We start from the raw sequence: 24,109 nt of genomic DNA, 5'->3' as shown, positions 1-24,109 counted from the left end.
ACTTGGAGGACATCACATGGCGACCCGCTCGCAGACGGCGGCAGTACTGCTCGCCGGTGCGCTCGCCCTCGCCGCCTGCGGAAGCGGCGGAGAGCAGGCTCCCGCCCCCCAGAGCGGCGGCAAGACCCTGGTCATCGACACGTCCTTCGACCTGAAGACGGCCGACCCGGGACGTACGTACGAGCCGACCGGTCTCATCGTGGGCAAGGCCACGTACGAGACGTTGCTCACGTTCGAGGGCTCCGACGTGACCAAGCCGGTCCCGGCCCTCGCCGAGTCGTACGAGCTGTCCGAGGACGGCAAGGTGCTGACGCTCAAGCTCAAGCAGGGCGCCACCTTCGCCGACGGCTCCCCCATCACCGCCGACGACGTCGTGTTCTCGCTCACCCGCGTCCGTGACATGAAGGGCACGCCGTCGTTCCTGCTGGACGGCGTGGAGATCGCCAAGACCGACGACACGACGGTCACGATGACCTCGGAGAAGGCCAACGCGGCGCTGCCGTACATCCTGCCGAACCCCGCGCTCGGCATCCTCAACAGCGACGTGGTCAAGGAGAACGGCGGCACCGCCGACGCGCAGGACAAGGCCGAGCAGTACCTGAACGCCAACTCGGCGGGCTCGGGCCCGTACCAGATCGAGTCGTTCAACGTCAGCAGCCAGGTCGTGCTGAAGGCGAACGCGAAGTACCACGGCGACAAGCCCGCGTACGACAAGGTCGTCATCCGCAACGTCGAGTCGGCCACGCAGAAGCTCAACGTGCAGCGCGGCGACAGCCAGATGGCGCTGAACCTGTCCGGCGACCAGGTGACGAACATGCCGGACAACCTCCAGGTGAAGAAGACCGCCTCGGCGAACGTCTTCTTCCTGCTGGCCAACCAGAACCCTGAGATCAGCGACGTGACGACGAACGCCAAGTTCGTCGAGGCGGTGCGCAAGGGCGTCGACTACGCGGGCCTGCTGGAGCTGGCCGGCGAGGGCTCGACCAGGGCGCCGGGCGTGATCCCGTCCCAGATCCTCGGCGCGCTCCCGGTCGCGGACGCGGTCGAGCGGGACGTCGAGGGCGCCAAGGCGGCGCTGGCCGAGAGCGGGCTGTCCAACCCGACGGTCAAGCTGGAGTTCCCGACCGAGCTGACCGTGAACGGCCTGTCCTTCCAGCCGCTGGCCGAGCGCGTCCAGGCCAACCTCAAGGAGGTCGGCATCACCGTGGACCTCCAGCCCGCCCCCGTGACGACGGCGCTGGACAACTACCGCAACGGCAAGGAGGAGATGGGCCTGTGGTACTGGGGCCCTGACTACCCGGACCCGAACGACTACCTGGCGTTCCTGCCCGGCCAGACCGTCGGCGAGCGCGCCGGGTGGAAGGCCGGCGCCGCCGAGGAGCTGGAGGAGCTCGGCGCGAAGGCGGCGACCGCCATCGGCGACGACGCCCGCACGCAGGCCTACCACGAGGTCCAGCGCGAGCTGAACAAGGTCGGGCCGTTCATCCCGCTCATCCAGCCGAGCCAGAACATCGTCGCGGCCGCCTCGGTGACCGGCGTCGAGTACCACCCGGTGTGGCAGGTGGACGTCGCCGACCTGGGCGCCGAGTAGAGGTGTCCGGCGACGCGGTGAAGGGCGTGGCGGTCGTCCCGCCGCCGCGCCCCCGGCGGCAGGCGCTGCCGCCGCTGGCCCGGTTCCTGATCCGCCGGGTGCTGGTGGCCGTCCTCCTCGCCTGGGGGGTCACGGTCGTCACGTTCGTGCTGACGAACCTCGTACCGGGTGACCCCGTGGCGGCGAACCTGGGCCAGCGGGCGATGAGCGACCCGGAGATCGTGGCGCAGTGGCGGGCCGAGCACGGCCTGGACAAGCCGCTGTGGGAGCAGTACGGCATGTACCTGCAGGGGCTGGTCCAGGGCGATCTGGGCGACAGCCAGCAGAGCCACCGGCCGGTGAGCCAGGACCTGGCCGAGGCGGTGCCGGCCACGCTGGAGCTGGCCGGCGCGGCGATCCTCGTCTCGCTGGTGCTCGGCGTGGCGTTCGGCGTGATCGCCGCGCTGCGCCGCGACCGCCTCTCCGACCACCTGCTGCGGCTGGTGAGCCTGGTCGGCATCTCGGTGCCGACGTTCTGGCTGGCGCTGGTGGCGTTCTACGTGTTCTTCTACCGGCTGCAGCTCACGCCGGGCAGCGGCCGGGTGGACCCGGCGCTCGGCGCGCCTCCCCCGGTGACCGGCCTGCACACGGTGGACGCGCTGCTGGCCGGCCAGTGGGACGTGTTCGGCTCCGCCGTCGGCCACCTGGTCACGCCCGCGCTGGTGCTGGCGCTCTACACGATCGGGCTGCTGACGCGGTTCACCCGGTCGGCGGTGCTGGAGGTGCTGGGCCAGGACTACGTGCGCGCGGCCCGCGCCAAGGGCCTGCCGGGACGGGTGGTCCTGTTCAGGTACGTGCTGCGCTCGGCGCTGGTGCCGGTCATCACGGTGGCGGGCCTGGCGTTCGGCAGCCTGCTGTCCGGCACGGTGCTGGTGGAGTCCATCTTCGCCTGGCCGGGCATCGGCCAGTACGCCTACAAGAGCGCGACCACGCTCGACCTGCCCGCGGTGATGGGCGTCGGCCTGGTGGTGGGCGTGGTGTACCTGGTCATCAACCTGATCGTGGACGTCCTGTACGGCGTGATCGACCCCCGAGTGAGGTTGCGATGAGGCGGGACCCCATGGCCCGCAAAGGGCTGACGGCCCGGCTGCCGCAGGCCTGGCGGCAGCCGCTCGCCGTGTCCGGCGTGGTGATCGCGGTGGCCTGGCTGGTGATCGCCGTGGCGGCGCCCTGGCTGGCCCCGCACGACCCGCTCGCGCAGGAGCTGCCGCGGCTGGCCTCGCCGGGGCCCGATCACTGGTTCGGCACGGACCAGCTCGGGCGGGACGTGCTGTCCAGGGTCATGCACGGGGCGCGGGTGTCGATCCCGCTGACCCTGGCGCTGGTGGTGCTGTCGTTGCTGATCGGCGGCCTCCTCGGTGCCTGCGCCGGATATTTCGGCCGATGGGTGGATGAGACGATCATGCGGCTGGCGGACCTGGTGTTCGCGTTCCCGACGGTGATCCTCGCCATGGTGGTCGCCGCGGCGCTGGGCGCCAGCCTCACCAACGCGGTCCTGGCCGTCCTGGTGGTGGCCTGGCCCGCGTACGCGCGGGTCACGCGCGGGCTGGTGCTGGGCGTGCGGGAGCGCGAGTTCGTGCTGAGCGGGCGGCTGCTGGGCTTCTCCGCCTGGCGCTCGCTCCGGGTGGACGTGCTGCCGAACGTGACCGGCCCGATCCTGGTGCTGGCCACGCTCGACATCGGCACCGCGCTGCTGCTGCTGTCCGGCCTGTCGTTCCTGGGCCTGGGCGCCAAGCCGCCGTCGCCCGAATGGGGCGCGATGGTGTCGTCGGGCGTGGAGGTGTTCGACAGCTGGTGGGTCGCCACCTTCCCCGGCCTGGCGATCCTGACCGTGGTGCTGGCGTTCAACTTCCTCGGCGACACGCTCCGCGACGCCCTTGACCCCCGTACCGCCCGTGCGATCAAGGAGCGTGCGCTGTGACACTGGCGATCACGGACCTGAAGGTGACGATCGGCGGTAAGGACGTGCTGCGCGGCGTGGACCTGACGCTGGAGCGCGGCCGGGTGCACGGGCTGGCCGGCGAGAGCGGTTCGGGCAAGACCATGACCGGCCTGGCCGTGCTCGGGCTGCTGCCGCACGGCTCCCGCGTCACCGGCGGCATCACGCTGGAGGGGCGCGAGCTGCTCACCCTGCCGCCCAAGGAGCTGAACAAGGTGCGCGGCGGCGAGGTCGCCATGGTCTTCCAGGACCCGGCCACCAGCCTGCACCCGATGCTGACAGTGGGCAGGCAGCTCACCGAGCACATGCGCCACCACCTCGGCCTCGGCAGGGCCGAGTCCCGGGACCGGGCCATCGAGCTGCTGCGCAAGGTGCGCATCCCGGGCGCGGCGGAGGCCTACCGGCGCTACCCGCACCAGTTCTCCGGCGGCATGCGGCAGCGCATCGCGATCGCGGTGGCGCTGGCCTGCTCGCCCAGGGTGCTCATCGCGGACGAGCCGACGACCGCGCTGGACGTGACCGTGCAGGCCGGGGTGCTGCGGCTGCTGCGCGGGCTCTGTGACGAGCTGGGCCTGGCGGTGCTGCTGATCACCCACGACCTGGGCGTGATGTCGGCGGTCGCGGACGAGGTGAGCGTCATGAAGGACGGCCTGGTCGTGGAGAGCGGGCCGCGCGGGCGGGTGCTGCGCGAGCCGGAACATCCGTACACGCGCACGCTGCTGGCGTCCCTGCCCGACGCGGAGGTCTCATGAGGAGCCTGCTGAAGATCGACGACCTGGTCGTCGAGCACCGCACCCCCGGCCGGCCCGTGGTCAGGGCGGTCGCCGGGGCCAGCCTGGAGGTCAACGCGGGCGAGGTGGTGGGCCTGGTCGGCGAGTCCGGCTGCGGCAAGTCCACGCTGGCCCGCGCCGCGTGCGGGCTGAACCGGGCCGCCTCGGGGTCGATCACCTTCGAGGGGACGCCGGTGACGCCGCTCGGCCTGCGCCGCAGGACGATGACCGGGATCCAGATGGTGTTCCAGGACCCGTACGCATCGCTGAACCCGCGCCGCCGGGTCGGCGACCAGATCGCCGACGGGCTGCGGGTGGCGGGCGACACCGCGAGCAGCCCGGCCGACCTGCTGGAACGGGTGGGCCTGCCGCGTGACTTCGCCTCCCGGCACCCGCACGAGTTCTCCGGCGGGCAGCGGCAGCGGATCGCCATCGCGCGGGCGCTGGCGGCCCGGCCGCGGCTGCTCATCGGCGACGAGCCGATCTCCGCGCTGGACGCCTCCGCGCAGTCCCAGGTGGCCACGCTCATGCGGGACCTGGCGGTCGGCTCGGGGGCCGGGCTGCTGTTCATCAGCCACGACCTGTCGGTGGTGCGGCTGATCGCCGACCGGATCGCTGTCATGTACCTGGGGCGGATCGTCGAGGTGGGCGACACCGCCGAGGTGTGGGCCGACCCTCGTCACCCGTACACGCGGGCGCTGCTCGGCGCGATCCCCAAGCCGGACGGGATGGGGGTGCTGCCGGCCGAGCTGCCGGGCGACGTGCCCGACCCGGCCGAGCCGCCGCCGGGATGCCGGTTCCACCCGCGGTGCCCGCTGGTGATGGACGTGTGCCGGGTCAAGGAGCCGGAGTTCGGGCCGGTCGCCTGCTGGCTGCACGAGCCGTCATGACGCCGCCGTCCCCGCCTCCCCCCTGGGCGTCCGCTCCGGAGGTGGCCGCCCTGGACAGGCTCGGCGCCGTACGTGAGCGGATGGCGGCGGCGGGGATCGACGCGCTCGTGCTGCGGCCCTCGCCGGACTTCCGCTTCCTCGGCGGGCGCGGCGACGGCTTCCTCGTGGTGACGGCCGACGCGGCCGTCGAGACCGCCGACCCGCGCCCGTGCCTGCCGCCGGGGGTGCGGCGGGTGGGGGTGGACCCCGAGATGAGGGTGCGGGAGCTGTTCGGGCTGGCCGTACAGGCGGAACTGGTCCCGGCCGCGCCGGTGTTCGCGCCGTTGCGGCTGCGCAAGGAGCCGTACGAGGTCGCGCTGGTCGAGCGGGCGGCGCTGGCCGCCGAGTCGGTGCTCGGCCAGGCCCGGGAGCTGTCCTGGTTCGGCGCCACCGAGCGGGCCATGGCGATCCGGCTGCGGGTGCTGGCGCTGGAGTCGGGGTGCGAGGAGGTGCTGTCGGCACGGGTGGCGGCCGGGCCCGGCACCGCCGAGCCGGGGAGCGCGCCGTCCGGCCGGGTGATCAATCCGGGGGACGCGCTGGTGGTGTCGCTGAGCGGGCGCTGGGACGGCTACTGCGCCGAGGTGGCCCGGGTGTACGCCGTGGCCGAGCCGCCGGAGGACTTCGACGCCGTGTACTCGGTCCTGGTGGCGGCGCACCACGCCGGGATGGCGGCGGCACGGCCCCCGGCCACCGCCGCGGCGGTCGCGGCGGCGGTGGCGCAGGCCATCGACGACAGCGGCTACGGCCGGTACGCGGCCCCGGCCGCGGGCCGCGGCGTGGGGCTCGGCGCCGACGAGGCGCCGCGGCTGCGCGCGGACGACGACACGCCGCTGGAGCCGGGCACGGTGTTCTGCCTGGAGCCCGCGATCTACGTCCCCGACCTGTTCGGCGCGCGCCTGGGCGACATGGTGACCTGCACGGACGCCGGCCCGCACCCGCTGACCGCCGCCCCCTCGGTCCTCCCCGTGCTCGAAGGCTGACCGCTCCGCACGCGCGGCCCGACGGCGGCGCGGCCCCGTCCCGCCCGCGCGGGGCGGGGCCGCGATCAGGACTTACGCGCAGGTGTAGCCGGAGGGCACGGCGGTGTCGCCGCTGGGCCTGGAGGCCTGGAAGCCGAAGCTGGTGGTGCCGGCTCCCGGGGCGAGCGTGCCGTTGTGGCTGACGCTCCTGGCCGTGACGGTCTGCCCGCTGGTGGTGACGGTGGCGTTCCACGAGCCGGTCAGCGTGTGGCCGGCCGGGAGCGTGAACGTGACCGTCCAGCTGGTGATCGTCGAGGTGCTGGTGTTGGTGATGGTCAGCGGCTGGATCACGTATCCGCCGCCCCACTGGGACTGCACGGTCGGCGTCGCGGTGCAGGCTCCGGTCGTGCCGCCCTGGGTGGTGATCTGGACGGTGTTGGAGACCGCCGAGAGGTTGCCGGCGGCGTCGCGTGCCCGGACCTGATAGCGGTAGGTGGTGTTCGCGGTCAGCCCGGTGTCGGTGAACGAGGTCGTGGCCGAGGTGCCGACCTGGGCGAAGGCGCCGCCAGTCGCGCCGGGTGCGCGCAGGATGTCGTAGCCGCTCACCCCGGTGTCGTCGGTCGAGGCCGTCCAGGACAGGCTGGTGCCGGTCGCGGTGGTCCCGGTGGCGGCGAGGCCGGCGGGGGCGGTGGGCGGGGTGGTGTCGCCTCCGGTGGTCGTCGTGGTGAAGGTGACCGGGGCGGAGTTGCCGGACAGGTTGCCGGCGCCGTCGCGTGCTCGTACGTACACCTGGTACTGGGTGCCGGCGGTCAGCCCGGTCAGGGTGATGGAGTTGGTGGTGGACTGGCCGAGCTGCGGGTCCGTGGCGCCCTGCTCCCGGTAGACGTTGTAGCCGGCCAGGCCGGAGCCGCCGGAGTCGGTGGATGCCGTCCAGGTCAGCGTGGCGCCGGTGGCGGTGACGTTGGACGCGGCCGGGGTGCCCGGAGTGGTCGGCGGCGTGGTGTCGGCGGAGCTGGTGGTCAGGCCGAAGAACTGGATGGCGTACAGGGCCATGCCGCTCTGCGGCAGATTGTGCCCGGCGCCCTGGATGCTGTACGCCTCGACCTGCACGGTGCCGGACGAGTCGGCGTAGCGGCTGCGGTTCCAGTTGGCCTGCGGGGTGTCGGTGCTGGTCGGGGTCTGGCTCAGCCCGAACACGTTGGTCCACTGCTCGACCGACTCGCGCAGCAGCGAGTAGGGCACGAGGGTGTCACCGGTGCCGTGCCACAGCTGAATCCGCGGGCGGGGTCCGGTGTATCCGGGGAACGCCTGCCGGACCGCGTCGCCCCACTGCTGGGGCGTACGGTCCATGCTCCCTCCGGTGCACCTGCTGCTTCCTGGCGGGTAGTCGGAGGCGCCGGCGAAGCAGTTGAAGGGCACGCCCATGAAGGAGGCCCCCGCCTTGAACACGTCCGGGTAGACGGCGAGCATGTGCTGCGTCATCATGCCGCCGGACGAGCTTCCGGTGGCGTAGACGCGGTCCGGGTCGCCGCTGTAGGTCCGCTCGGCGTAGTCGATCATCGAGATGATCGACACCGGATCGCTGCCGCCGCCGCGCCGCTTGGCCGCGTCGGACCAGGTGTCGAAGCAGTTGCCGAATCCCGCCGACTGGGTGGCGGTCGGGTAGATGACGATGAAGCCGTGGCGATCCGCCAATGAGGCGAACTCGCTGCCCTGGTAGAAGCCGGGGCCGGTACCGCCGCAGCCGTGCATCGCCACCACGATCGCCGGCGAGGCCGGGCGCGAGTCCGGCACGTAGATGTGCATCCGCATGTTGCCCGGGTTGTTGCCGAAGCCGGTCACTTCCACCAGGGCGGCGGCGAGAGCCGGTGATCCGAGTACCACGCCCATGACGGCGAAGAGCGCCGCGGCACATGCACCGGCCACCACCGTGGTCAGTCGTCTCATGCCTCCTCCTCTCGACATCCGCCGCGTGCCTCCCGTTCGGCGCGCCGCGTATGGACGTCGGTTGCTGGAAAATAAAAGGAGTCAGGATGCACCGTCAATGCGCCGCGGTACGGGAGCCGGTCGGTTCGGATGGCGGGAAGGACGTTTCCCATGGTTATCAAGTACCTTGCTATCAAGGTCATTGATATCAGTTCGAGAAAATTACATGGCGGCCGTTCCCACCGAGGCGCGATATCGTCGCCTGGTGACCGATGCGCTGGACGCGCCACCCCACGTGAGCTATCTGGTGTTCCGGCTGGAACGCCGCATCCGCGCCTGCCTGGACGAGGCGCTCGCCCGGCACGGCATGACGACCACCGAGTACATGGCGCTCGGCGAGCTGCGCCTGCGCGACGCCCCGACCTCGGCCGACCTGGCCCGGATCGCCTTCGTCACCCCGCAGGCGATGAACCTGGTCATCCGCGACCTCGAACAGCGCGGTCTGATCAGCCGCCACCCGCACCCTGACGGCGGCCGCGCGCTGCGCACCCGCCTCACCGCCAAAGGCCTGGACACCCTCCGGCGATGCGACTCCTCCCTCGACGCCATCGAGGCCGTCATGCTCGCCGAGATCGACGAGCCCGCGCTCAAGACCCTCGCGGAAACGCTCACGGTCTGCGCCCGTGCGCTCCGTCCGGACATGCGGGTCTGAACCATTCGACTGGAATTCCGGCCGGCGGACTTCGCCATCCTGTCTTCCGTACGAAAGAGAGAGCATGTGAAGATCACCGGAGTGGAGCTGCGCCGGGTCGCGATGCCGCTGGTGTCCCCGTTCCGCACCTCGTTCGGCACCGAGACGGCCCGCGACGTGCTGCTGGTGCGGGTGGTGACGCCCGACGCGGAGGGCTGGGGCGAGTGCGTGGCCATGTCGGAGCCGCTCTACTCCTCCGAGTACGCGGACGGCGCCGCCGAGGTGATCCGCCGCTTCCTGCTGCCGCGGCTGCCCGCGAACGTGGACGCCCAGTCGGCGGGCCGGGCGATGGAGCCGGTCAGGGGGCACCGGATGGCCAAGGCCGCGCTGGAGACGGCCGTGCTGGACGCCCAGCTGCGGGCGTCGGGCGAGTCGTTCGGCCGGTTCCTCGGGGCTGCCCGCGACCGGGTGCCGTGCGGGGTGTCGGTCGGCATCATGGACTCGATCCCGCGGCTGCTCGACGCGGTCGAGGGCTACCTGGCCGAGGGGTACGTGCGCGTCAAGCTGAAGATCGAGCCCGGCTGGGACGTCGAGCCGGTGCGCGCGGTGCGCGAGCGCTTCGGCGACGACGTGCTGCTCCAGGTGGACGCCAACGCCGCCTACACCCTGACGGACGCCCGCCACCTGGCCCGCCTCGACGCCTTCGGCCTGCTGCTGATCGAGCAGCCGCTGGCCGACGACGACCTCGTCCAGCACGCCAGGCTCGCCCGTCAGCTCAGCACCCCGATCTGCCTGGACGAGTCCATCGAGTCGGCCGAGCACGCCGCCGCGGCCATCGCGCTCGGTTCCTGCTCCATCGTCAACATCAAGCCCGGCCGCCTGGGCGGCTATCTGGAGGCGCGCCGCGTGCACGACCTGTGCCGGGCGAACGGGATCGCCGTGTGGTGCGGCGGCATGCTGGAGACGGGCCTCGGCCGGGCGGCGAACGTGGCGCTGGCGGCCCTGCCCGGCTTCACCCTGCCGGGCGACACCTCGGCCTCGCGCCGCTACTTCGCCACCGACCTCACCGAGCCCTTCGAGCTGTCGGACGGCCACCTGGCGGTGCCCACCGGGCCCGGCCTCGGCGTGGACCCGATCCCGGACATCCTGGAGGAGGTCACCACGGCCAAGGAATGGATCCCGCTCTGAGCGACCGGGCTCAGCCCGTCCGGGGTGTCGCGCGGGCGCCCAGGTGCACGTACGGTGAGCCGTCGGGCAGGTCGTAGAACACGGCCGAGGACCAGTCGGGGTCACCCTGCGCGCGCCCGACGAACGTGACCTCGTCGACGGGCAGCAGGTCCATCTCGACTGGCTCTTTCATCGCGGCCAGCTCTCCGGTGGCCTCCTGGCGCAGCCGCAGCCCGCCCTCGCGGGCGGTGATCGCGATGCGGGCCCCGGCGCGCTCGTAGAGGCCGGCGTAACGGGTGGCGTCGACCTGGACGGGCTCGGCGGGCGGGCCCGGCTTGGCGGGCACGGCGACGCCGTCGAGCTCGGCGAAGAGCTCGGTGGCCACCCGGTGGGTGAACGCGGCGCTGTGGCCGCCGTTGGCGGTGACGCAGGCGACGGTGCCGGTGCCGGGCAGCATCCAGAGCATGGCGTGCTGGCCGATGGTGTTGCCGCCGTGGGAGACGACCCGGTGGCCGTCCCACTCGTCGAGGATCCAGCCGATGCCCCAGTGGCCGCCGAGCGTGTGCGGGTTGGGGATCTCGACCTGCGGCTCCCACAGCGCGGCCGGGTCCTCCAGCAGGCCGCCTTCGAGGTGGGCGCGGGCGAAGGCGACCACGTCGGCCGGGCGGGAGCAGATGAGCCCGGCGGGCCCGATCGAGCGCATGAGCCCCCAGACCGGGGCGGGGCCGCCGTCGCGCAGGTGGCCCATCGCGGCCCGGAAGCGGAGCACGTCCTCGGGCAGGGTCCAGGTGTGGGTGAGGCCGAGCGGTTCGACGATCCGTTCGCGGAGCACGTCGTCCCAGCGCTTGCCGGCCAGCTTCTCCAGGACCCGGCCTGCGATGACGAAGCCGGAGTTGCAGTAGGACTGGGTGACGCCGAGCGGGTGGTTGCGGGCCAGGCCGGCGCAGGCGGCCACGTACTTCTCCACGCAGTCGTCGCCGCGGCCTGTGTCGAGGAACAGGTCGCCGTCGATGCCGCTGGTGTGGCAGAGCAGGTGGCGGATCGTGACGGACTTGGTCACCTCCGGGTCGGCGACCCTGAACTCGGGCAGCACCTCGATCACGGGCGTGTCGAGCGTGAGCCGGCCCCGTTCGACGTCCTGCATGAGCAGGGTGGCGGTCCACACCTTGGTGATCGACCCGATCTGGAACAGCGAGTCGGCGGTGGCCTCCACCCCGGTGGCCCTGTTGAGCACCCCGGCGGCGAACTCGTGCAGCTGCCCCCGGTGCAGGTAGGCGAGGGCCGCGCCGGGCACCTCGTAGGCGGCGATCAGCTCGGCGAGCCGGTGACCGGTCGGTGCAGCCACGCGGTGATCCTCTCGTGTGTGCCGGACTACCCAGAGGCGGACCTTACCTCACGCCGGATCCCCCGCCGGCTTCGGCGGTCCGGGCCGCCCGGCGCTCCCGTACGGGGGAATAATCCGTTGCCCCCGGATGCTGAGCGCAGCACGATGTTCACCATGATCCGGCACGCGCTCCCGACGACGCCCGCACCGGCGGGCGCGTTCCGGCGTGCCTGCGACGGCCTGGAGCGCTGACCTCTTCCCGTTCGTCCCGAGTGTGACCCGGCGGGGAGAGGTCGACGGCCCTGTACGGGTCACCACGAGTCCAGGTTTCGCAAGGAAGGGATCATGGCCAAGCAGGCCTATGTGCGCAACAAGCCGCACCTCAACATCGGCACGATGGGCCACGTCGACCACGGCAAGACCACGCTGACCGCCGCCATCACCAAGGTGCTCGCGGAGCGGGGTCAGGCCACGTACACGCCGTTCGAGCGGATCGACCGCACCCCGGAGGAGCACTCCAGGGGGATCACGATCAACATCTCGCACGTCGAGTACGAGACCGCCACCCGTCACTACGCCCACGTGGACATGCCCGGCCACGCCGACTACGTGAAGAACATGATCACGGGGGCGGCGCAGCTCGACGGCGCCATCCTGGTGGTGTCGGCGCGCGACGGCATCATGCCGCAGACCAGGGAGCACGTGCTGCTCGCCCGCCGGGTGGGCGTCGAGCACCTGGTCGTCGCGGTCAACAAGGCCGACGGCGCCGACCCGGAGCTCACCGACCTGGTCGAGCTGGAGCTGCAGGACCTGCTCGGCGAGCACGGCTTCGCCGGCTCGCCGATGGTGCGGGTGTCCGGGCTGCGGGCGCTGGAGGGCGACCCGGCCTGGACGGCGTCGATCGACGCGCTGCTCCGCGCGGTCGACGACCACATCCCGGTCCCCATCCGGTACGTGGACGTGCCGTTCCTCATGCCCGTGGAGAACGTCATGTCCATCACCGGCCGGGGCACGGTCGTCACCGGCGCCATCGAGCGCGGCGCGGTCCGCGTCGGCGACACCGTCACGGCCGTCGGCCTGGGCGGCGAGCTGTCCGCCGTTGTCACCGGCGTCGAGACGTTCGGCCGCACGATGGAGCGCGGCGAGGCGGGCGACAACGCCGCCCTGCTGCTCCGCGGCGTCCAGCGGCACCAGGTCAGGCGCGGCATGGTGCTGGCGGCCCCGGGCAGCCAGCGGGCGCACCGGTCGTTCACCGCCCGGGTGTACCTGCTGACGGCGGAGGAGGGCGGCCGGCGCAGGCCGATCGCCTCGGGCTACCGGCCGCAGTTCTACCTGCGCACGACGGACGTGCCCGGTGAGCTGCTGCTGACCGAGCCCGCCCGGCCAGGGGACACGATCGAGGTCTCGATCACCCTCGGCAAGCCGGTCGCCCTGGAGCCGGGCCTCGGCTTCGCGATCCGCGAGGGCGGCCTCACCGTGGGCGCCGGAACGGTGCTCGCGGTCGAGAACTGATCCGTGGCTGCCGGGATTCCTGCCCGGGATCCCGGCAGCCGCTCGATGGGCGTCACCCCTGTCGGGACTGGCCGTGTCGGAGCTGACGCCGGTAGCTCGCCGGAGGGGTGCCGTAGGTCTTGCGGAACAGCCGGTTGAAGTGCGCTTCGTTGGTGAAACCCCAGCGGGCGGCGATGACCCTGATAGGACGACCGTCCATCAAGGGGTCGGCCAGCGTGCGGTGACAGCGTTCGAGCCGCCGCTGCTGGATCCAGCCGGTGATGGTGTGACCCTCCCTCTGGAAGAGCCGCTGCAGGTGGCGTAACGAAACGTGGTGGGCGGCGGCGACATCGGCCGCCGAGAGCTTCGAGTCGTCCAGACGTCGCTCGACGAACGCCTGGACACGAAGAACGAGCACCGCGCCGGGATCCATCACGAAAGACGAGGGGTCGGTCTCCATCTCGTGGGCGAGCACGGACGTGAGGAGATCGACGACGACACCCGACAGCCGCTCGGTGTCGGCCCGGGTCATCCGCGCGGCCCCGGCCAGGATCTGCTGAAGCAGCCCGCTGAACAGGGCGGCGACGCTCCCACACCCTGAGATTCGCCTGGCGAGCAACCGCCGCACGGTGGGACCGGGCAGGGCCAGGGCGTCGTGGGGCACGTGCAGGATCAGCCCGTCGGACATCTCACCGCAGGTGCGGCTCGGCGCGCGGCGCTCACCGGGAAAGCTCCATGCCAGGAAAGGACGGGACGCGTCGTAGAGCGTCAGGTCTGCCGGGGCCAGCGCCGTCTCCTGGTCTTCCTGGACGATTCCGGATCGGCCGCGCAGGGAGAGTGCCACTTGGTAGGCATCGGCGTTGGCGCGTCGGATCCTGTGAGCGTTCCTGCGCGCCTCGAACCCGGAGCACCTGACTCTCGACAGCCGCAACGCGCCCAGATCGACGGTGCTCATCTCCGCCCAGAAGTCGTCGACATGTTCGCTGGACGCGTCCACCGACACCACCGACTCGGCGACGGCCTGCCACCAGAAAGCGAACCTGTCCCTGACCGGGACGTCGTCGAGTCGAACCACCGTCACAGCCACCTGTCGCCCCCGCTGACATCCACTGGACCAGCCCCCAGGCCGTTTTCATCCTCGAATGCACGGCGCCGGAGGTCAAGCGAGTTGACGCGCAGCGGCAAACCCGCTCACCCCGGAGGTGTCAGACTTCTGGAACGGTTTCCGGCGCTCGCCGGGAGCGTTCAGTTCACAGGGGGATCCATGAGACGGATAACAGCTGTCCTCGCCACCTGCTTCAGCCTGATATTCCTTCTCCCCGCACCCGTCCTGGCCTGGTCCACCCAAGGAGCGGGACCGGCGCAGGCAATGGAAGGCGGCGGTTGCCGGGCGGCGTACGACTCCAACGGCTTCAAGAACACCTATCCCTGCATATCCGTGTCGGGCGGCTATTTCCGCGCCGACTCCTACACCGCGGGATTACCGGCCGGCTGCTCCTATTACATCGTCTATCTCATCGAGTGGGACCGGCTCGCTCCGATTAACGGCGGCCGGGTGGCGAACCTGTCGTCGCATCAACCCTGTAACAGGGTGCACTCTGACATCGTTCTCCACCGGGACCAGAACACGCCGTGGACGTATCTCTCGAGGATCACGGTGTACAACAGCAGCCATGCGAAGATCGGGACCCTGGACAGCCCCCGGGCCTGGACCTAGGCGACCGGTGACCGCCGGATCAGGTCAGTGAGCGCATGTCGGTGACGTCGTACTCGACCGCCGGGACTCCTTCGGGGGTCCCGGCGGCCGTCAGGCTCCGTCAGCCGAAGCTCTCAGAGCTCCGATCGGGGCGACCACATGTGCGGCGCCCTCGCAGAGCCACACGGGCTGCCGCGCATCGACCTTGACGTGCAGACCGAAGCCGTGCTTGGGGCACTCGGGCCAGACGATCCAGAGCACCTCCATCAGGAGATCCTGCATGCACTCGGCGACGGTCGCCACGTCGTCCGCCCCTCTGGGCAGGTACGCTCCCCCGCTCCAGTAGCGGCCGTCCTCCAGCGCGAGCCAACTGCAGCTGCGGCGTCGGTCGGTGAAGTGGAAGCGGTGGCGGGCTCTGAGCTCGGGCGGCAGGTCGGCGATGACCGTCTCCAGGGCCCGTTCCAGGGGAGTCACGACGGCTCGAAGCGGAGGCGGAAGCTGACCGGGCGGACGTGCAGCTCGTACGCCGGCAGGGTGCCGGGGCCGCAGGCCGCCGTGCCGATGCCGTGCTGGGCCAGGTCCAGGGTGAGGTGGAGGCGGCCGTCCGGGACCAGGTCGGGGCGGTGGGCGGCAGCGTCCAGGGCGGCGGTGCTCCAGGGGCGGGCCGTCAGGCCGAACACGGGATCGCCGGTGATCCGGATCCCGGCCTCGGCCCAGCGGACGGCGGCGCGGTGGCCGTTCTCCTGGGGGTATACGTACGGGGTCTGCATCTCCTCGACCGTGGCGGTCCACCGGCCGACCCTGGCGGCCAGGCCGGTGTCCGGGTACGCCTCCCCCGGCCCGAGGCCGTACCAGGTGACCTGCCCGGGTGCGGCGGAGAGGGTCAGGGCGAGGCCGAGGCGCGGGACGGGCTCGGTCCAGTCGCCTTCGGGGACGAGGTCGACCCGGAGGTCGAGGGCGTCGCCCGAGGCGGTCCAGGTGTAGGTGGCGCGGATGCCGAGGTCGGTGGCGGCGGGCGCGACCCGGGTGCGGACGGTGAGCGCGTCGCCGGGCTCGACCGCGTCGACGCGGTGGGTGAGGCGGTGCAGGCCGAGTCCTCGCCAGCGGGACTCGGCGCCGCTGTAGCGGTCGTTGTCGATCGGTGCGCGCCACAGTTCCAGCAGGGGACCGTCGGCGTCGAGGCCGAACAGCCGGGTGAGACGGCCGGTCACCGGGTCGAACACGGCCCCGCCGACCTGGATCTCCCCTCCGTGAACGGCCGAGGCGAACGAGACGGGGGCTTCCCTGCCCGGCCTTTCCCCGGCGGGCGGGAAGGGGCGGCGGGGGCTGACGCGGAGGTCTTCGAGGCCCTGGTACGGGGCGCCGTCGGCGTCGAGCGGGACCTGGGCCCAGGCCACCTCGTGCCCGGCGTCCGCCCAGGGCGCGTCGCGGGCCAGGACGGCGCGGACGGTGAGCCAGCGCTCGCCCTCCCCCGGCGGGAACGCGGGCAGTTCGACCTCGCCGCCGCCGGCGGGGACGTCCAGCGGGAAGGACGCCACCGGCTCGCCCTCGGCCTCGACCTGCCCGGAGAAGGACAGGTGGGACAGGTCGCGGAAGGCGTCCCTGACCCGGACCGTCACCGAGGTCCCGGAGAAGGAGAACCCGACCGGTTCGAACGCCTTCTTCAGGTCGAGCAGCCCCGGGGACGGCGTCCGGTCGGGGAAGACGAGACCATCGACGACGAAGTTGCCGTCGTGCACCGGCTCGCCGTAGTCGCCGCCGTAGGCGTAGCCGAGGGACGGGTGCGCGAGGCCGTGGTCGATCCACTCCCAGACGAACCCGCCGGCCAGCCTCGGATGGCGCTCGAACAGCTCCTGGTACTCGGCCAGCCCGCCGGGCCCGTTGCCCATCGCGTGCGCGTACTCGCACTGCAGGAACGGCATGGCCCGCCGCCTGGCGTCCAGCTCCGGATCGTCGAGCGGCTCCTCGGCGCCCCGGCCGATCGCCTCCACCTCGGCATGGGAGGCGTACATGCGGGAGTACACGTCGGTGTGCGCGCACGACCGGTCGCCCTCGTAGTGGAGTGGCCGGGACGGGTCGCGCTCACGCGCCCACTCCGCCATGGCGGCCAGGTTGCGGCCGACTCCGGCCTCGTTGCCGAGCGACCACATGATGACGCTCGGGTGGTTCTTGTCGCGCTCCACCATGCGGCGCATCCGGTCGAGGTACGCCTCCTCCCAGCGCGGGTCGTCGCTGGGGTTGCGGCGCCAGCCGACCTGGCCGAAGCCGTGCGTCTCCAGGTCGCACTCGTCGATCACCCAGAGCCCCAGCTCGTCGCACAGGTCGAGGAAGGCGGGGTGCGCCGGGTAGTGGCTGGTGCGGACGGCGTTGACGTTGTGCCGCTTCATCAGCAGCACGTCCTCGCGCATGGTCGCGTGCGGCACCGCCCGGCCGGACGACGGGTGGAACTCGTGCCGGTTGACCCCTTTGAGCAGCAGCGGCCGCCCGTTGGCGAGCAGCACCCCGGCCTCAATGGCGACGGTGCGGAAGCCGACGCGCAGCCGGACGGTCTCACCCGGCGCGCGCAGCACCGCCTCGTACAGCCGCGGCGTCTCGGCGCTCCACGGTTCGGCGGCCACGGTGACGCGCTCGCCGGGCCGGAGCCCGGTGACGCCCAGTTCGGGCAGGTCGAGGGTGCCGGTCCCGTCGAAGCTCAGGGTGCCGCGCCCGTCCTCGTACGCGGCGTGCACGAACACGTCGGCGGCCGAGCGGGTGAGGGCCACGTCGCGGAAGATGCCCGGGAGCCACCACATGTCCTGGTCTTCCAGGTAGGCGGCGGCCGACCACTGGTGGACGCGCACGGCCAGCACGTTGCGCCCCGGCCGCAGCCATGGACCGGCGTCGAACTCGGCGGGCAGCCGGCTGCCGGTGGTGAAGCCCAGCTCGTGCCCGTTCAGCCAGACCTTGGCGTACGACTCGACGCCGTCGAAGCGGAGCCTGCCGCCGCTCCAGCCCTCGGGCAGGTCGAAGGCGCGGCGGTAGTCGCCCGTCGGGTTCTCGGTGGGCACGTGCGGCGGGTCGACAGGGAAGGGATAGGACACGTTGGTGTAGGCGGGGGCGCCGTGTCCGTGCAGCGGCCAGTGGGCGGGCACCGGCAGCTCGTCCCAGGCCGCGTCGTCGTAGCCGGGGTCGGCGAAGTCCTCGGGGACGGTCGCCACCGGCGACAGGCGGAACCGCCAGGCGCCGTTGAGGTCGAGGGAGGGGGCGTCGGAGCTCAGGGCCGCGCGGGGTTCGAGACGGCCGGAACCGGGGGTGAGACGTTCGCATTCCATCGCCTGCCGAGCCTAGAGGTTCTGCCTGGTTTCGTCAGCGATGACTTTGGCGCTCCGGCCGGGTCGGCAAGGGGTATGAGCGACGTGGCGCTGAACATGACGGTGGGGCGGCCGGGGACCGGGACGTGCGGGTGGTCGGCGGCGCGGACGCGTGCCGCCAGGCGCTGGCCGTCGGGCTGGTCGGCGGGCTGATCGGCGGGCTGCCCTTCCCGGAGGAGTCATCCGGCGCACGACGCGGCGAGATAGCCCGCCAGGAGGCTCTCGGCCACCTCGTCCACGGCCTCGTCGTCGGGCAGGAACTCGGGGCTGTGCAGCCCGGCCCGCGTGTCGACGCCGACGAACATCATCAGCGACGGCATGAGCTCGCCGTACTGGGCGAAGTCGTCGCCGCCGCACGAGCGCAGGTCGTCGCTGACCGCGCGCCCGTTCGCGCGCAGCAGCTCGCCGGTACGCACCGCGAGCGCGGCGTCGTTGACCAGCACCGGCTCCCCCGGCAGCACCTGGACCTCGGCCTCGCAGCCGTGGGCCCGCGCCACGTCGCCGACCAGGCCGGCGAACTGGGCGTGCAGCGTCTCGCGCCACGACGGCGACAGCGTGCGCAGCGTGCCCCGGGCGACGGCCTCGCCGGGGATGGCGTTGGGCGCGGTGCCCGCGTGCACGCTGCCGAACGTCACCACGGTCGGCACCATCGGGTCGGCGACCCGGCTGACGAGCTGCTGGGCGGCCACGATCACCTGGGCCATGGCGACGACCGGGTCGCGGGCCAGGTGCGGGTAGGCGGCGTGCCCGTCCACGCCCTTGATCGTCACCCGGAACTCGTCGGCGGAGGCGTTGACCGCTCCGGGCGTGCACGCGATCACCCCCGCGTCCAGCACGGGCTGCACGTGGGCGCCGATCATGGCGCGGACGTCGTTGCGGCTCAGGGCGCCGGACCGGACGACGTCGGCGGCGCCCGACGGGTGACTCTCCTCGCGCGGCTGCAGCACGACCATGAGCGGACCCGGCTGCTCATGGCCGGCCACGGACTCGTACCCGGCCGCGGGGGCGGCGTCGTGCGCCGCGAGCACGGTCGTGACCCTGGAGACCGCGCGGGCCAGCGCCACGACGGCGGCGAGGTGGACGTCGTGGCCGCAGGCGTGCATGGCGCCGTTGACGGCCGCCCACGGCACGCCGGTGCGCTCGACCAGGGGCAGCGCGTCCAGCTCGCCGCGCACGCCGACGGCGGGGCCGGGGCCGCCGATCCTGACCAGCGCGCCGGTGCCGGCCACGTGCTCGATCGGGCCGTCCGGCAGCGCCCGCAACACCCGTTCGAGCGTGGGGCCCTCCTGGCCGGAGACCCGGGGGTCGGCGTGCAGTTCGCGCCGCAACTGCCGCGCGGCGGGCAGCTCGGCCCGCAGCGCCTCCCGCAGCAGCACGTCCCGATGGCCGGAACGCAGGTCGGAGTGCAGGTCCGGATGGTGGTCCGGATGGTGGTCCGGATGGCGGTCCGGATGGCGGTCGCGCGGCTCGTCCGGGCCGCGGTCCTGGTGGTGCGAGAAGTGGTGCGAGGTCTTCACGCGGCCCCCCCGAGCCTGTAGACGCGGCGCGCGTTGTCCCGGCCGATCAGGGTGGCCGTGCGGACGGCCTGGGCCGGCGACCAGTCGCCGTCGGTGACGAAGGCGCCGAGCACCCGCGCCATGGCCCGTCGCCACAGCTCGGCGCCGAGGAAGTGCAGCTCGGCCGGGCCCCACCCGTCGGAGGAGTACATCAGCTTGGTGAACGGGGCGAGCTCCAGGCTCTCGGCCACCACGGCGACGCTCCTGGCGCCGGTGTGGTGGACGGACAGGCCCACGTCGAAGAACACGTGCGGGTATGCGTGCGCCAGGTAGCCGGCGTTGCGGTGGTACGGGTAGCAGTGCAGCAGCACCAGCGGCACCCCGGCCGGGGCTGTCCGCTCGATCAGCCCGCGCAGCAGCAGCGGGTCGGCGCGGCGCAGGTCCAGGTCGGGGTCGCCGAACCCGGTGTGGAACTGCAGCGGCAGCCCCAGGTCCAGCCCGGCCCAGATGACGTGCCGCAGCAGCACGGGGTCCGTCAGGCCGCCCCCGGCGGCGAGCCAGCGTCCGGCGGCCTCGGTCACCTCGGCGGCCGAGGGCGGCTCCGGGTCGAGGTCGAGCCCGTGCCGGTAGGCGGCGACGCTCTTCAGCGCCCGGGCGGTGCGGGCGCGCTCCGCCAGCGCCTCGGCGAACCGGCCGGCGAAACCGGCCGCGGACACGCCGGAGGCGGCGACCTGCTCGGCCACGGACTCCAGGCGCACCACCTCGTCGACCGGGGCGCCGGTGAGCCTGGCCATCCCGGACGGGCCGAGGACCTCGCCGGCGCGGTAGCCGGTGTCGAGCAGGAAGTGGGCCACCCCCGCGGCCCCGAGCAGCAGCCGGTTCACCTCCTCGGCGCCCCACCTGGCACGCCGGGCGAGGTATTCGGCGGGCGAGGCGAACGGGTCGAGGCCGAGCACGGGCGCGCAGTGGCGCAGGATGGCGTGACCGAGCTGGGAGTCGAACGGCGTCATCCAGTCGGGCGCCGGCCCGTGCGCCTCGGTGATCAGCTCCTCGAACGCGGCGCGCGACAGGTCGTGACCGGTCGCCCCGTGCGCGTGCTGGTCGACCAGCGGCAGTTCCCCGATCATCCGGTTGAACCCGGGCAGCACCGCTTCAGCGGGCATCGGCCCCCCAGCCCGGCGTCACCTCAACGCCCATCACGTACGTGTTACTCCTTCGCGGACGACGGCCCCCATCGGGACCCTGTGCCCGCGAGCGGGCCCGGCGAACGTGAGGACGGACACAACCCGCGTGCCCGCCCTCACGGGAGGGCGCCGGATCAGGCGGCGACCTTTGCGGCGACCGCCACGGCGGCCTGCCGGGTGACGCCGTTGACGGTCACCGCGACCGTCACCCGGCCCTCGCGCAACGCGGTGAGTGTGCCGGTCCGGGGGTCGAGCACGGCGACGTGGTAGCGCTTGGCCCCGGCGCGCGACCCGATGTGCAGGTTGGGCGAGCCGGACCAGCGCGCCGACACCGGGTAGGCGACGGGCACGTCGCGGGCGCCCTGCCGGACCGTGGCGGTGACGGTGGCCGGGCTGCCGGCCGCCACCGTGGCAGGGGCGGTCAGCGTCAGCTCGTCGACGTGCGGGCGGAGCTGGGCGCCGATCCATTCCGGGGCGTCGGCGAACCAGTTGCGCCTGACGTGCTCGGCCTCCTTCTCGGTGACGGGGTCGACGCCCCACAGGGACCAGCCGGTGAAGCCGCCGTCGCCGGCCGGGGTGGCGGGGTTCTTGGCGGAGTTGCCGTTGATGACGTAGGGGACCGCGTCCACCCGGGAGGCGTGGAAGGTGCCGACGTGCGCGCCGATGAACGCCGCGCCCTTGCCGGTCTCCCGCTGGAAGTCGGCCAGCCAGCCTTCGACCAGCGCGGCTTCCTTGCGGTCGCCGAGCTGGCTGCCCTTGCCGGGGGTCGGGTCGCGCGGCGGCACGTGGAACAGCACCGCGACCGAGCCGATCGAGCGGTCGCCGGCGGCCCGGTCCAGTTCGGTACGGAGCAGCTCGATCTGCTCGAAGCCGCCGCCGCGCAGGGTGAGGCGGGAGGTGTCGAGCGTGATGAAGCGGGTGCCCTTGTGGTCGAAGGTCCGGTACGTGTCGCCGAAGACGGCACTGAAGTTGTCGATCTTGCCGCCCATCACCTCGTGGTTACCCGGGATGTAGTGATATTTCAGGTCATCGCCGAGTTCTTCGTCGAGAATCCGTTTGGCCAGCGCGAAGTCCTCCGGCGACGCCTCGTCCACCAGGTCGCCGTTGACGACGAGGAAGTCCGGGTTCGCGGCCTTGATCTCGCGCAGCGTGCGGCGCGCGCCCCGCACCAGGTCGCTGTCGGGGTCCCGGGCGACGAACTGCGCGTCGGACATGACCGCGAACCGCCACGGCAGGCCCGCCACGTCGGGCCTGACCACCGGGTCGGCGATCCTCTCCTGCTCCGGCGACTCGACCGGTGGCGCCACCTTGGCGACCAGCCCGTCGACCAGGATCTCGTTGGTGTACGAGGCGTCCGCCTTGGTCTCGGCCACGTAGAAGCGCCGCAGCTGGAGCGGGTAGCTGACGCCCGGCGGCACCGTGAACTCGACGAACCGCCAGCCGGTCCAGGTCAGGTACGGCCCGCGCAGGATCTGCGCCTGCCCGAGCGCGTCGTAGAACTCCAGGCTGGGCCACTCCCCCTTGCCGGTGGAGTGGATCCACATGCCGAACGCCTGCGGCTGCCCGCCGACCACGAGCTGCCCGGGCGGGTTGGCGTAGGCGGCGCGGGTCGCCGTCGACTGGGTGAAGTCGTACGAGAGCTTGAGCCCGCCGCCGCTCCGGCCGGGCGCGGCCGACAGCGAGCCGGTGGCCCGTGCGGCGGCGAACGTCCACGAGGCCGCGTCCTCGAACTCGGCGACCGGCCGGTCCTCGAAGCCGACGGTCACCGGCAGGGCGGTGACGATCTTGCCGACCGTGGCGGTGACGAGGCCGGAGCCGGTGGTCTTCCTGGCCTTGACGGTGAAGGAGCCGTGCTCGTTCGCGGTGACGTCGAGCAGGGCGCGGTCGTAGTCGAGGGTCAGGTCGGACGGCTCGATGGGGGCGGTGTTGCCGTTGCGGTCGTAGCCGACGACGCCGAACGTCGCGGTGTCGTCCGCGCCGGACAGGCCCACCCGGTCGCTGGTGACGCCGAGCCGCTCGAGCGGCTGGAGCACGGTCAGCTCCAGGCTCCCCTGGGCCCTGCCGCGTGAGGCGGTGACGGTGGTGGTACCGGGCACCAGGGCGTGGAAGGTCCCGCCCCGGACGAGGCCGTGCCCGGCCGGCGTGCTCCGCCACACCGGCGTCCCGGCCGCGGGCCCGTACGTCTCGTCGTACCCTGCGGCGGTCAGCCGGCGGGTGAGCCCGGGGAAGACGCGCTCGGGGCGCCCGCCGCCGACGGGGGCCGCGCCGGGAGCGCGGGCGGGATCGATGGCCGTCTCCACCCAGAAGCCCTTGAGCTCGCCGCTGCCCTCGGCGGCGTACAGGGCCAGGCCGTTGGGGACGTGCCGCTCGCCGCCGTCGGACGGGCTGTTCTCGATCTGCGGCTCGGCCTGGCCCGGCTCGCGGGCCAGCATGGTCGAGGAGCCGCCGCCGTCGAGGTTGAGCGCGTCGGCCGCGCCCAGCTCGACCATCATCGCGGCCAGCTCGTCGAGCGTGACGCCGCGGCTGTCGGCCTGGCGGCCGTCGACGGTGAGCAGGATCATCTTCCGGCCGTCGGCGGAGAAGCCGACGGCGGTGCGCGGGTGGGCGGACCGGTCGGTGGAGTGCTGCGCCCGGCCGTCCTTGACCAGCACCCAGTTCCCGCCGACCGCGGCCTTGACGTCCTTGCCGTCGGAGGCCTTCGGCCGGTACGCGATCTCCAGCTTGTCCCCTGTGGTGAGCCCGGCCAGCGCGGCGGCGCCCGCGTCGCGGCCGAGCAGGATCGAGGTGCCGGCGGGGATCGGGCCGTCGCCGGCCGCCTGGCGGACCGCGGCGACCACGCCGTCCTTCAGCTCGACCTCGGTGACGGCGGAGGCGCCCTCGACGGCGCGGGCCCGGGTGTAGGACCCCCAGAGCGGGGTGAACAGGCCGACGCCGTCCCTCTGGACGCGCTGGTTGAACTGGGTGAGCGTGACCGGGGAGCCGCCCTCGGGGGTGGCGGTGCCCTCGAAGTGCATCGTGAGCACCCGGCCGACGCCGTCGCCGCTGATCGCCACGGCGTTGTCGTGACCGGCCATCGGCGACTGGACGAGTTCGCCGGCCTGGACGCCGATGCCCTGGGCGGCGCCGGAGTTGTTGATGTCGAAGAAGTCGCCGTTGACCGCGGCGACGGCCCGGGACCGCCGGGCGGGCCCCGACAGCGGCTCGGTCCTGGACACCTCGCCGGAGTAGACGTAGTCGGCGCTGGTCCCGCCGCCCAGCTCGGCGGTGAGCGCGTCGGCGCGCAGCCAGCCCAGCGGGTCCAGCCGGTCGAAGGAGGTGAGGGTGACGCCCGGGGCGACCGGCCTGGTCTTCTTCGCGGTGTCGAGCCGGCCGCCGGTCGCCGAGGCGGCGACCAGCGTCGAGGGGGGCGGGTAGGACGACGCCGCGGGCGCGTCCTCTACAGGGGGTGCGGGATCGGCCTGTGCGGGCGCGGCCGACGTGAGCACGAGCGCCACGACGGCGAGTGAACGGAGGGTCTGCACGACCGAATGCAATCGCTCGTGCATATAACTTTCAAG

Annotated in this window: 18 protein-coding genes; 10 read left to right on the top strand and 8 right to left on the bottom strand. The window is 72.7% G+C overall.

The annotated features are described in order from the left end of the window. Window positions 1–16: 16 nt before the first annotated feature. From ACQEUU_RS19215 to ACQEUU_RS19190, 6 genes are read left to right on the top strand one after another with little or no spacing between them, the layout of a single operon-like run. A complete protein-coding gene (locus tag ACQEUU_RS19215) occupies window positions 17–1,591 on the top strand; it encodes an ABC transporter substrate-binding protein (RefSeq protein WP_433067791.1) in 1,575 nt (524 codons plus the stop codon). Window positions 1,592–1,593: 2 nt separating this feature from the next. Next, the gene (locus ACQEUU_RS19210) at window positions 1,594–2,679 is read left to right on the top strand and encodes an ABC transporter permease (RefSeq protein ID WP_433067790.1); all 1,086 of its coding nucleotides are present in this window, start codon (window positions 1,594–1,596) and stop codon (window positions 2,677–2,679) included. Continuing rightward, window positions 2,676–3,551 (top strand): ABC transporter permease, encoded by an 876-nt coding sequence (locus tag ACQEUU_RS19205; protein ID WP_433067788.1) that lies wholly within the window; start codon window positions 2,676–2,678, stop codon window positions 3,549–3,551. The genes ACQEUU_RS19210 and ACQEUU_RS19205 overlap by 4 nt, the downstream gene beginning before the upstream one ends. After that, window positions 3,548–4,321 (top strand): ABC transporter ATP-binding protein, encoded by a 774-nt coding sequence (locus ACQEUU_RS19200; protein WP_433067786.1) that lies wholly within the window; start codon window positions 3,548–3,550, stop codon window positions 4,319–4,321. Before ACQEUU_RS19205 ends, ACQEUU_RS19200 begins: the two co-directional genes overlap by 4 nt. Continuing rightward, entirely contained in the window at window positions 4,318–5,229 is a 912-nt protein-coding gene (locus ACQEUU_RS19195; RefSeq protein ID WP_433067785.1) for an ABC transporter ATP-binding protein, read from the top strand. The genes ACQEUU_RS19200 and ACQEUU_RS19195 overlap by 4 nt, the downstream gene beginning before the upstream one ends. After that, on the top strand, window positions 5,226–6,248 hold the full coding sequence (locus ACQEUU_RS19190) for a M24 family metallopeptidase (protein ID WP_433067783.1): 1,023 nt from the start codon (window positions 5,226–5,228) through the stop codon (window positions 6,246–6,248). Before ACQEUU_RS19195 ends, ACQEUU_RS19190 begins: the two co-directional genes overlap by 4 nt. 72 nt (window positions 6,249–6,320) lie before the next feature. Here ACQEUU_RS19190 and ACQEUU_RS19185 read toward each other — a convergent pair whose 3' ends face one another. Further along, the gene (locus ACQEUU_RS19185; protein ID WP_433067781.1) at window positions 6,321–8,174 is read right to left on the bottom strand and encodes an extracellular catalytic domain type 1 short-chain-length polyhydroxyalkanoate depolymerase; all 1,854 of its coding nucleotides are present in this window, start codon (window positions 8,172–8,174) and stop codon (window positions 6,321–6,323) included. Window positions 8,175–8,418: 244 nt separating this feature from the next. Here ACQEUU_RS19185 and ACQEUU_RS19180 point away from each other — a divergent pair, with 244 nt between their 5' ends. Together ACQEUU_RS19180 and menC are read left to right on the top strand one after the other, a co-directional pair. Next, window positions 8,419–8,865, top strand: coding sequence for a MarR family winged helix-turn-helix transcriptional regulator (locus tag ACQEUU_RS19180; protein ID WP_433067780.1), 447 nt, complete (start codon window positions 8,419–8,421; stop codon window positions 8,863–8,865). Between the two features lie 66 nt (window positions 8,866–8,931). Further along, window positions 8,932–10,032, top strand: coding sequence for an o-succinylbenzoate synthase (gene menC / locus ACQEUU_RS19175; protein ID WP_433067778.1), 1,101 nt, complete (start codon window positions 8,932–8,934; stop codon window positions 10,030–10,032). 10 nt (window positions 10,033–10,042) lie between these two features. On the opposite strand, the gene ACQEUU_RS19170 is transcribed toward menC, so the two are convergent. Then, complete coding sequence (locus tag ACQEUU_RS19170) at window positions 10,043–11,356, bottom strand: serine hydrolase domain-containing protein (RefSeq protein WP_433067776.1); 1,314 nt, start codon at window positions 11,354–11,356, stop codon at window positions 10,043–10,045. A 324-nt stretch (window positions 11,357–11,680) separates the two neighbouring features. Between ACQEUU_RS19170 and tuf the strand changes: the two genes are divergently transcribed. Then, a complete protein-coding gene (gene tuf, locus ACQEUU_RS19165; protein WP_433067774.1) occupies window positions 11,681–12,847 on the top strand; it encodes an elongation factor Tu in 1,167 nt (388 codons plus the stop codon). Between the two features lie 52 nt (window positions 12,848–12,899). Here the strand turns inward: tuf and ACQEUU_RS19160 are convergent, their stop codons facing one another. After that, window positions 12,900–13,901: a helix-turn-helix domain-containing protein gene (locus ACQEUU_RS19160; RefSeq protein WP_433071895.1), complete on the bottom strand. Its 1,002-nt coding sequence runs from the start codon at window positions 13,899–13,901 to the stop codon at window positions 12,900–12,902. A gap of 189 nt (window positions 13,902–14,090) precedes the next feature. On the opposite strand from ACQEUU_RS19160, the gene ACQEUU_RS19155 reads away from it, so the two are divergent. Then, window positions 14,091–14,543: a hypothetical protein gene (locus ACQEUU_RS19155; protein WP_433067772.1), complete on the top strand. Its 453-nt coding sequence runs from the start codon at window positions 14,091–14,093 to the stop codon at window positions 14,541–14,543. Between the two features lie 90 nt (window positions 14,544–14,633). On the opposite strand, the gene ACQEUU_RS19150 is transcribed toward ACQEUU_RS19155, so the two are convergent. The 5 genes from ACQEUU_RS19150 to ACQEUU_RS19130 all read right to left on the bottom strand — a co-directional run bounded on the left by ACQEUU_RS19150 (window position 14,634) and on the right by ACQEUU_RS19130 (window position 24,073). Further along, window positions 14,634–14,996: a hypothetical protein gene (locus ACQEUU_RS19150; RefSeq protein WP_433067770.1), complete on the bottom strand. Its 363-nt coding sequence runs from the start codon at window positions 14,994–14,996 to the stop codon at window positions 14,634–14,636. After that, window positions 14,993–17,833, bottom strand: a complete 2,841-nt coding sequence (locus ACQEUU_RS19145) for a glycoside hydrolase family 2 TIM barrel-domain containing protein (RefSeq protein ID WP_433067769.1) — start codon at window positions 17,831–17,833, stop codon at window positions 14,993–14,995. Before ACQEUU_RS19145 ends, ACQEUU_RS19150 begins: the two co-directional genes overlap by 4 nt. A gap of 218 nt (window positions 17,834–18,051) precedes the next feature. Further along, window positions 18,052–19,389 carry a M20 metallopeptidase family protein gene (locus ACQEUU_RS19140; protein WP_433067767.1) on the bottom strand — a complete coding sequence of 446 codons (1,338 nt, stop codon included), beginning with the start codon at window positions 19,387–19,389 and terminating at the stop codon, window positions 18,052–18,054. Then, window positions 19,386–20,531, bottom strand: coding sequence for an amidohydrolase family protein (locus tag ACQEUU_RS19135; RefSeq protein WP_433067765.1), 1,146 nt, complete (start codon window positions 20,529–20,531; stop codon window positions 19,386–19,388). The genes ACQEUU_RS19140 and ACQEUU_RS19135 overlap by 4 nt, the downstream gene beginning before the upstream one ends. Before the next feature lie 155 nt (window positions 20,532–20,686). Next, window positions 20,687–24,073 (bottom strand): phosphodiester glycosidase family protein, encoded by a 3,387-nt coding sequence (locus ACQEUU_RS19130; protein ID WP_433067763.1) that lies wholly within the window; start codon window positions 24,071–24,073, stop codon window positions 20,687–20,689. Window positions 24,074–24,109 lie beyond the last annotated feature (36 nt).

The organism is Nonomuraea sp. CA-218870, from assembly GCF_050936535.1.
GTDB lineage: Bacteria > Actinomycetota > Actinomycetes > Streptosporangiales > Streptosporangiaceae > Nonomuraea > Nonomuraea corallina.
The sequence above is the reverse complement of the archived record's forward strand: the minus strand, read 5'-3'. Positions and strand labels throughout refer to the sequence as shown.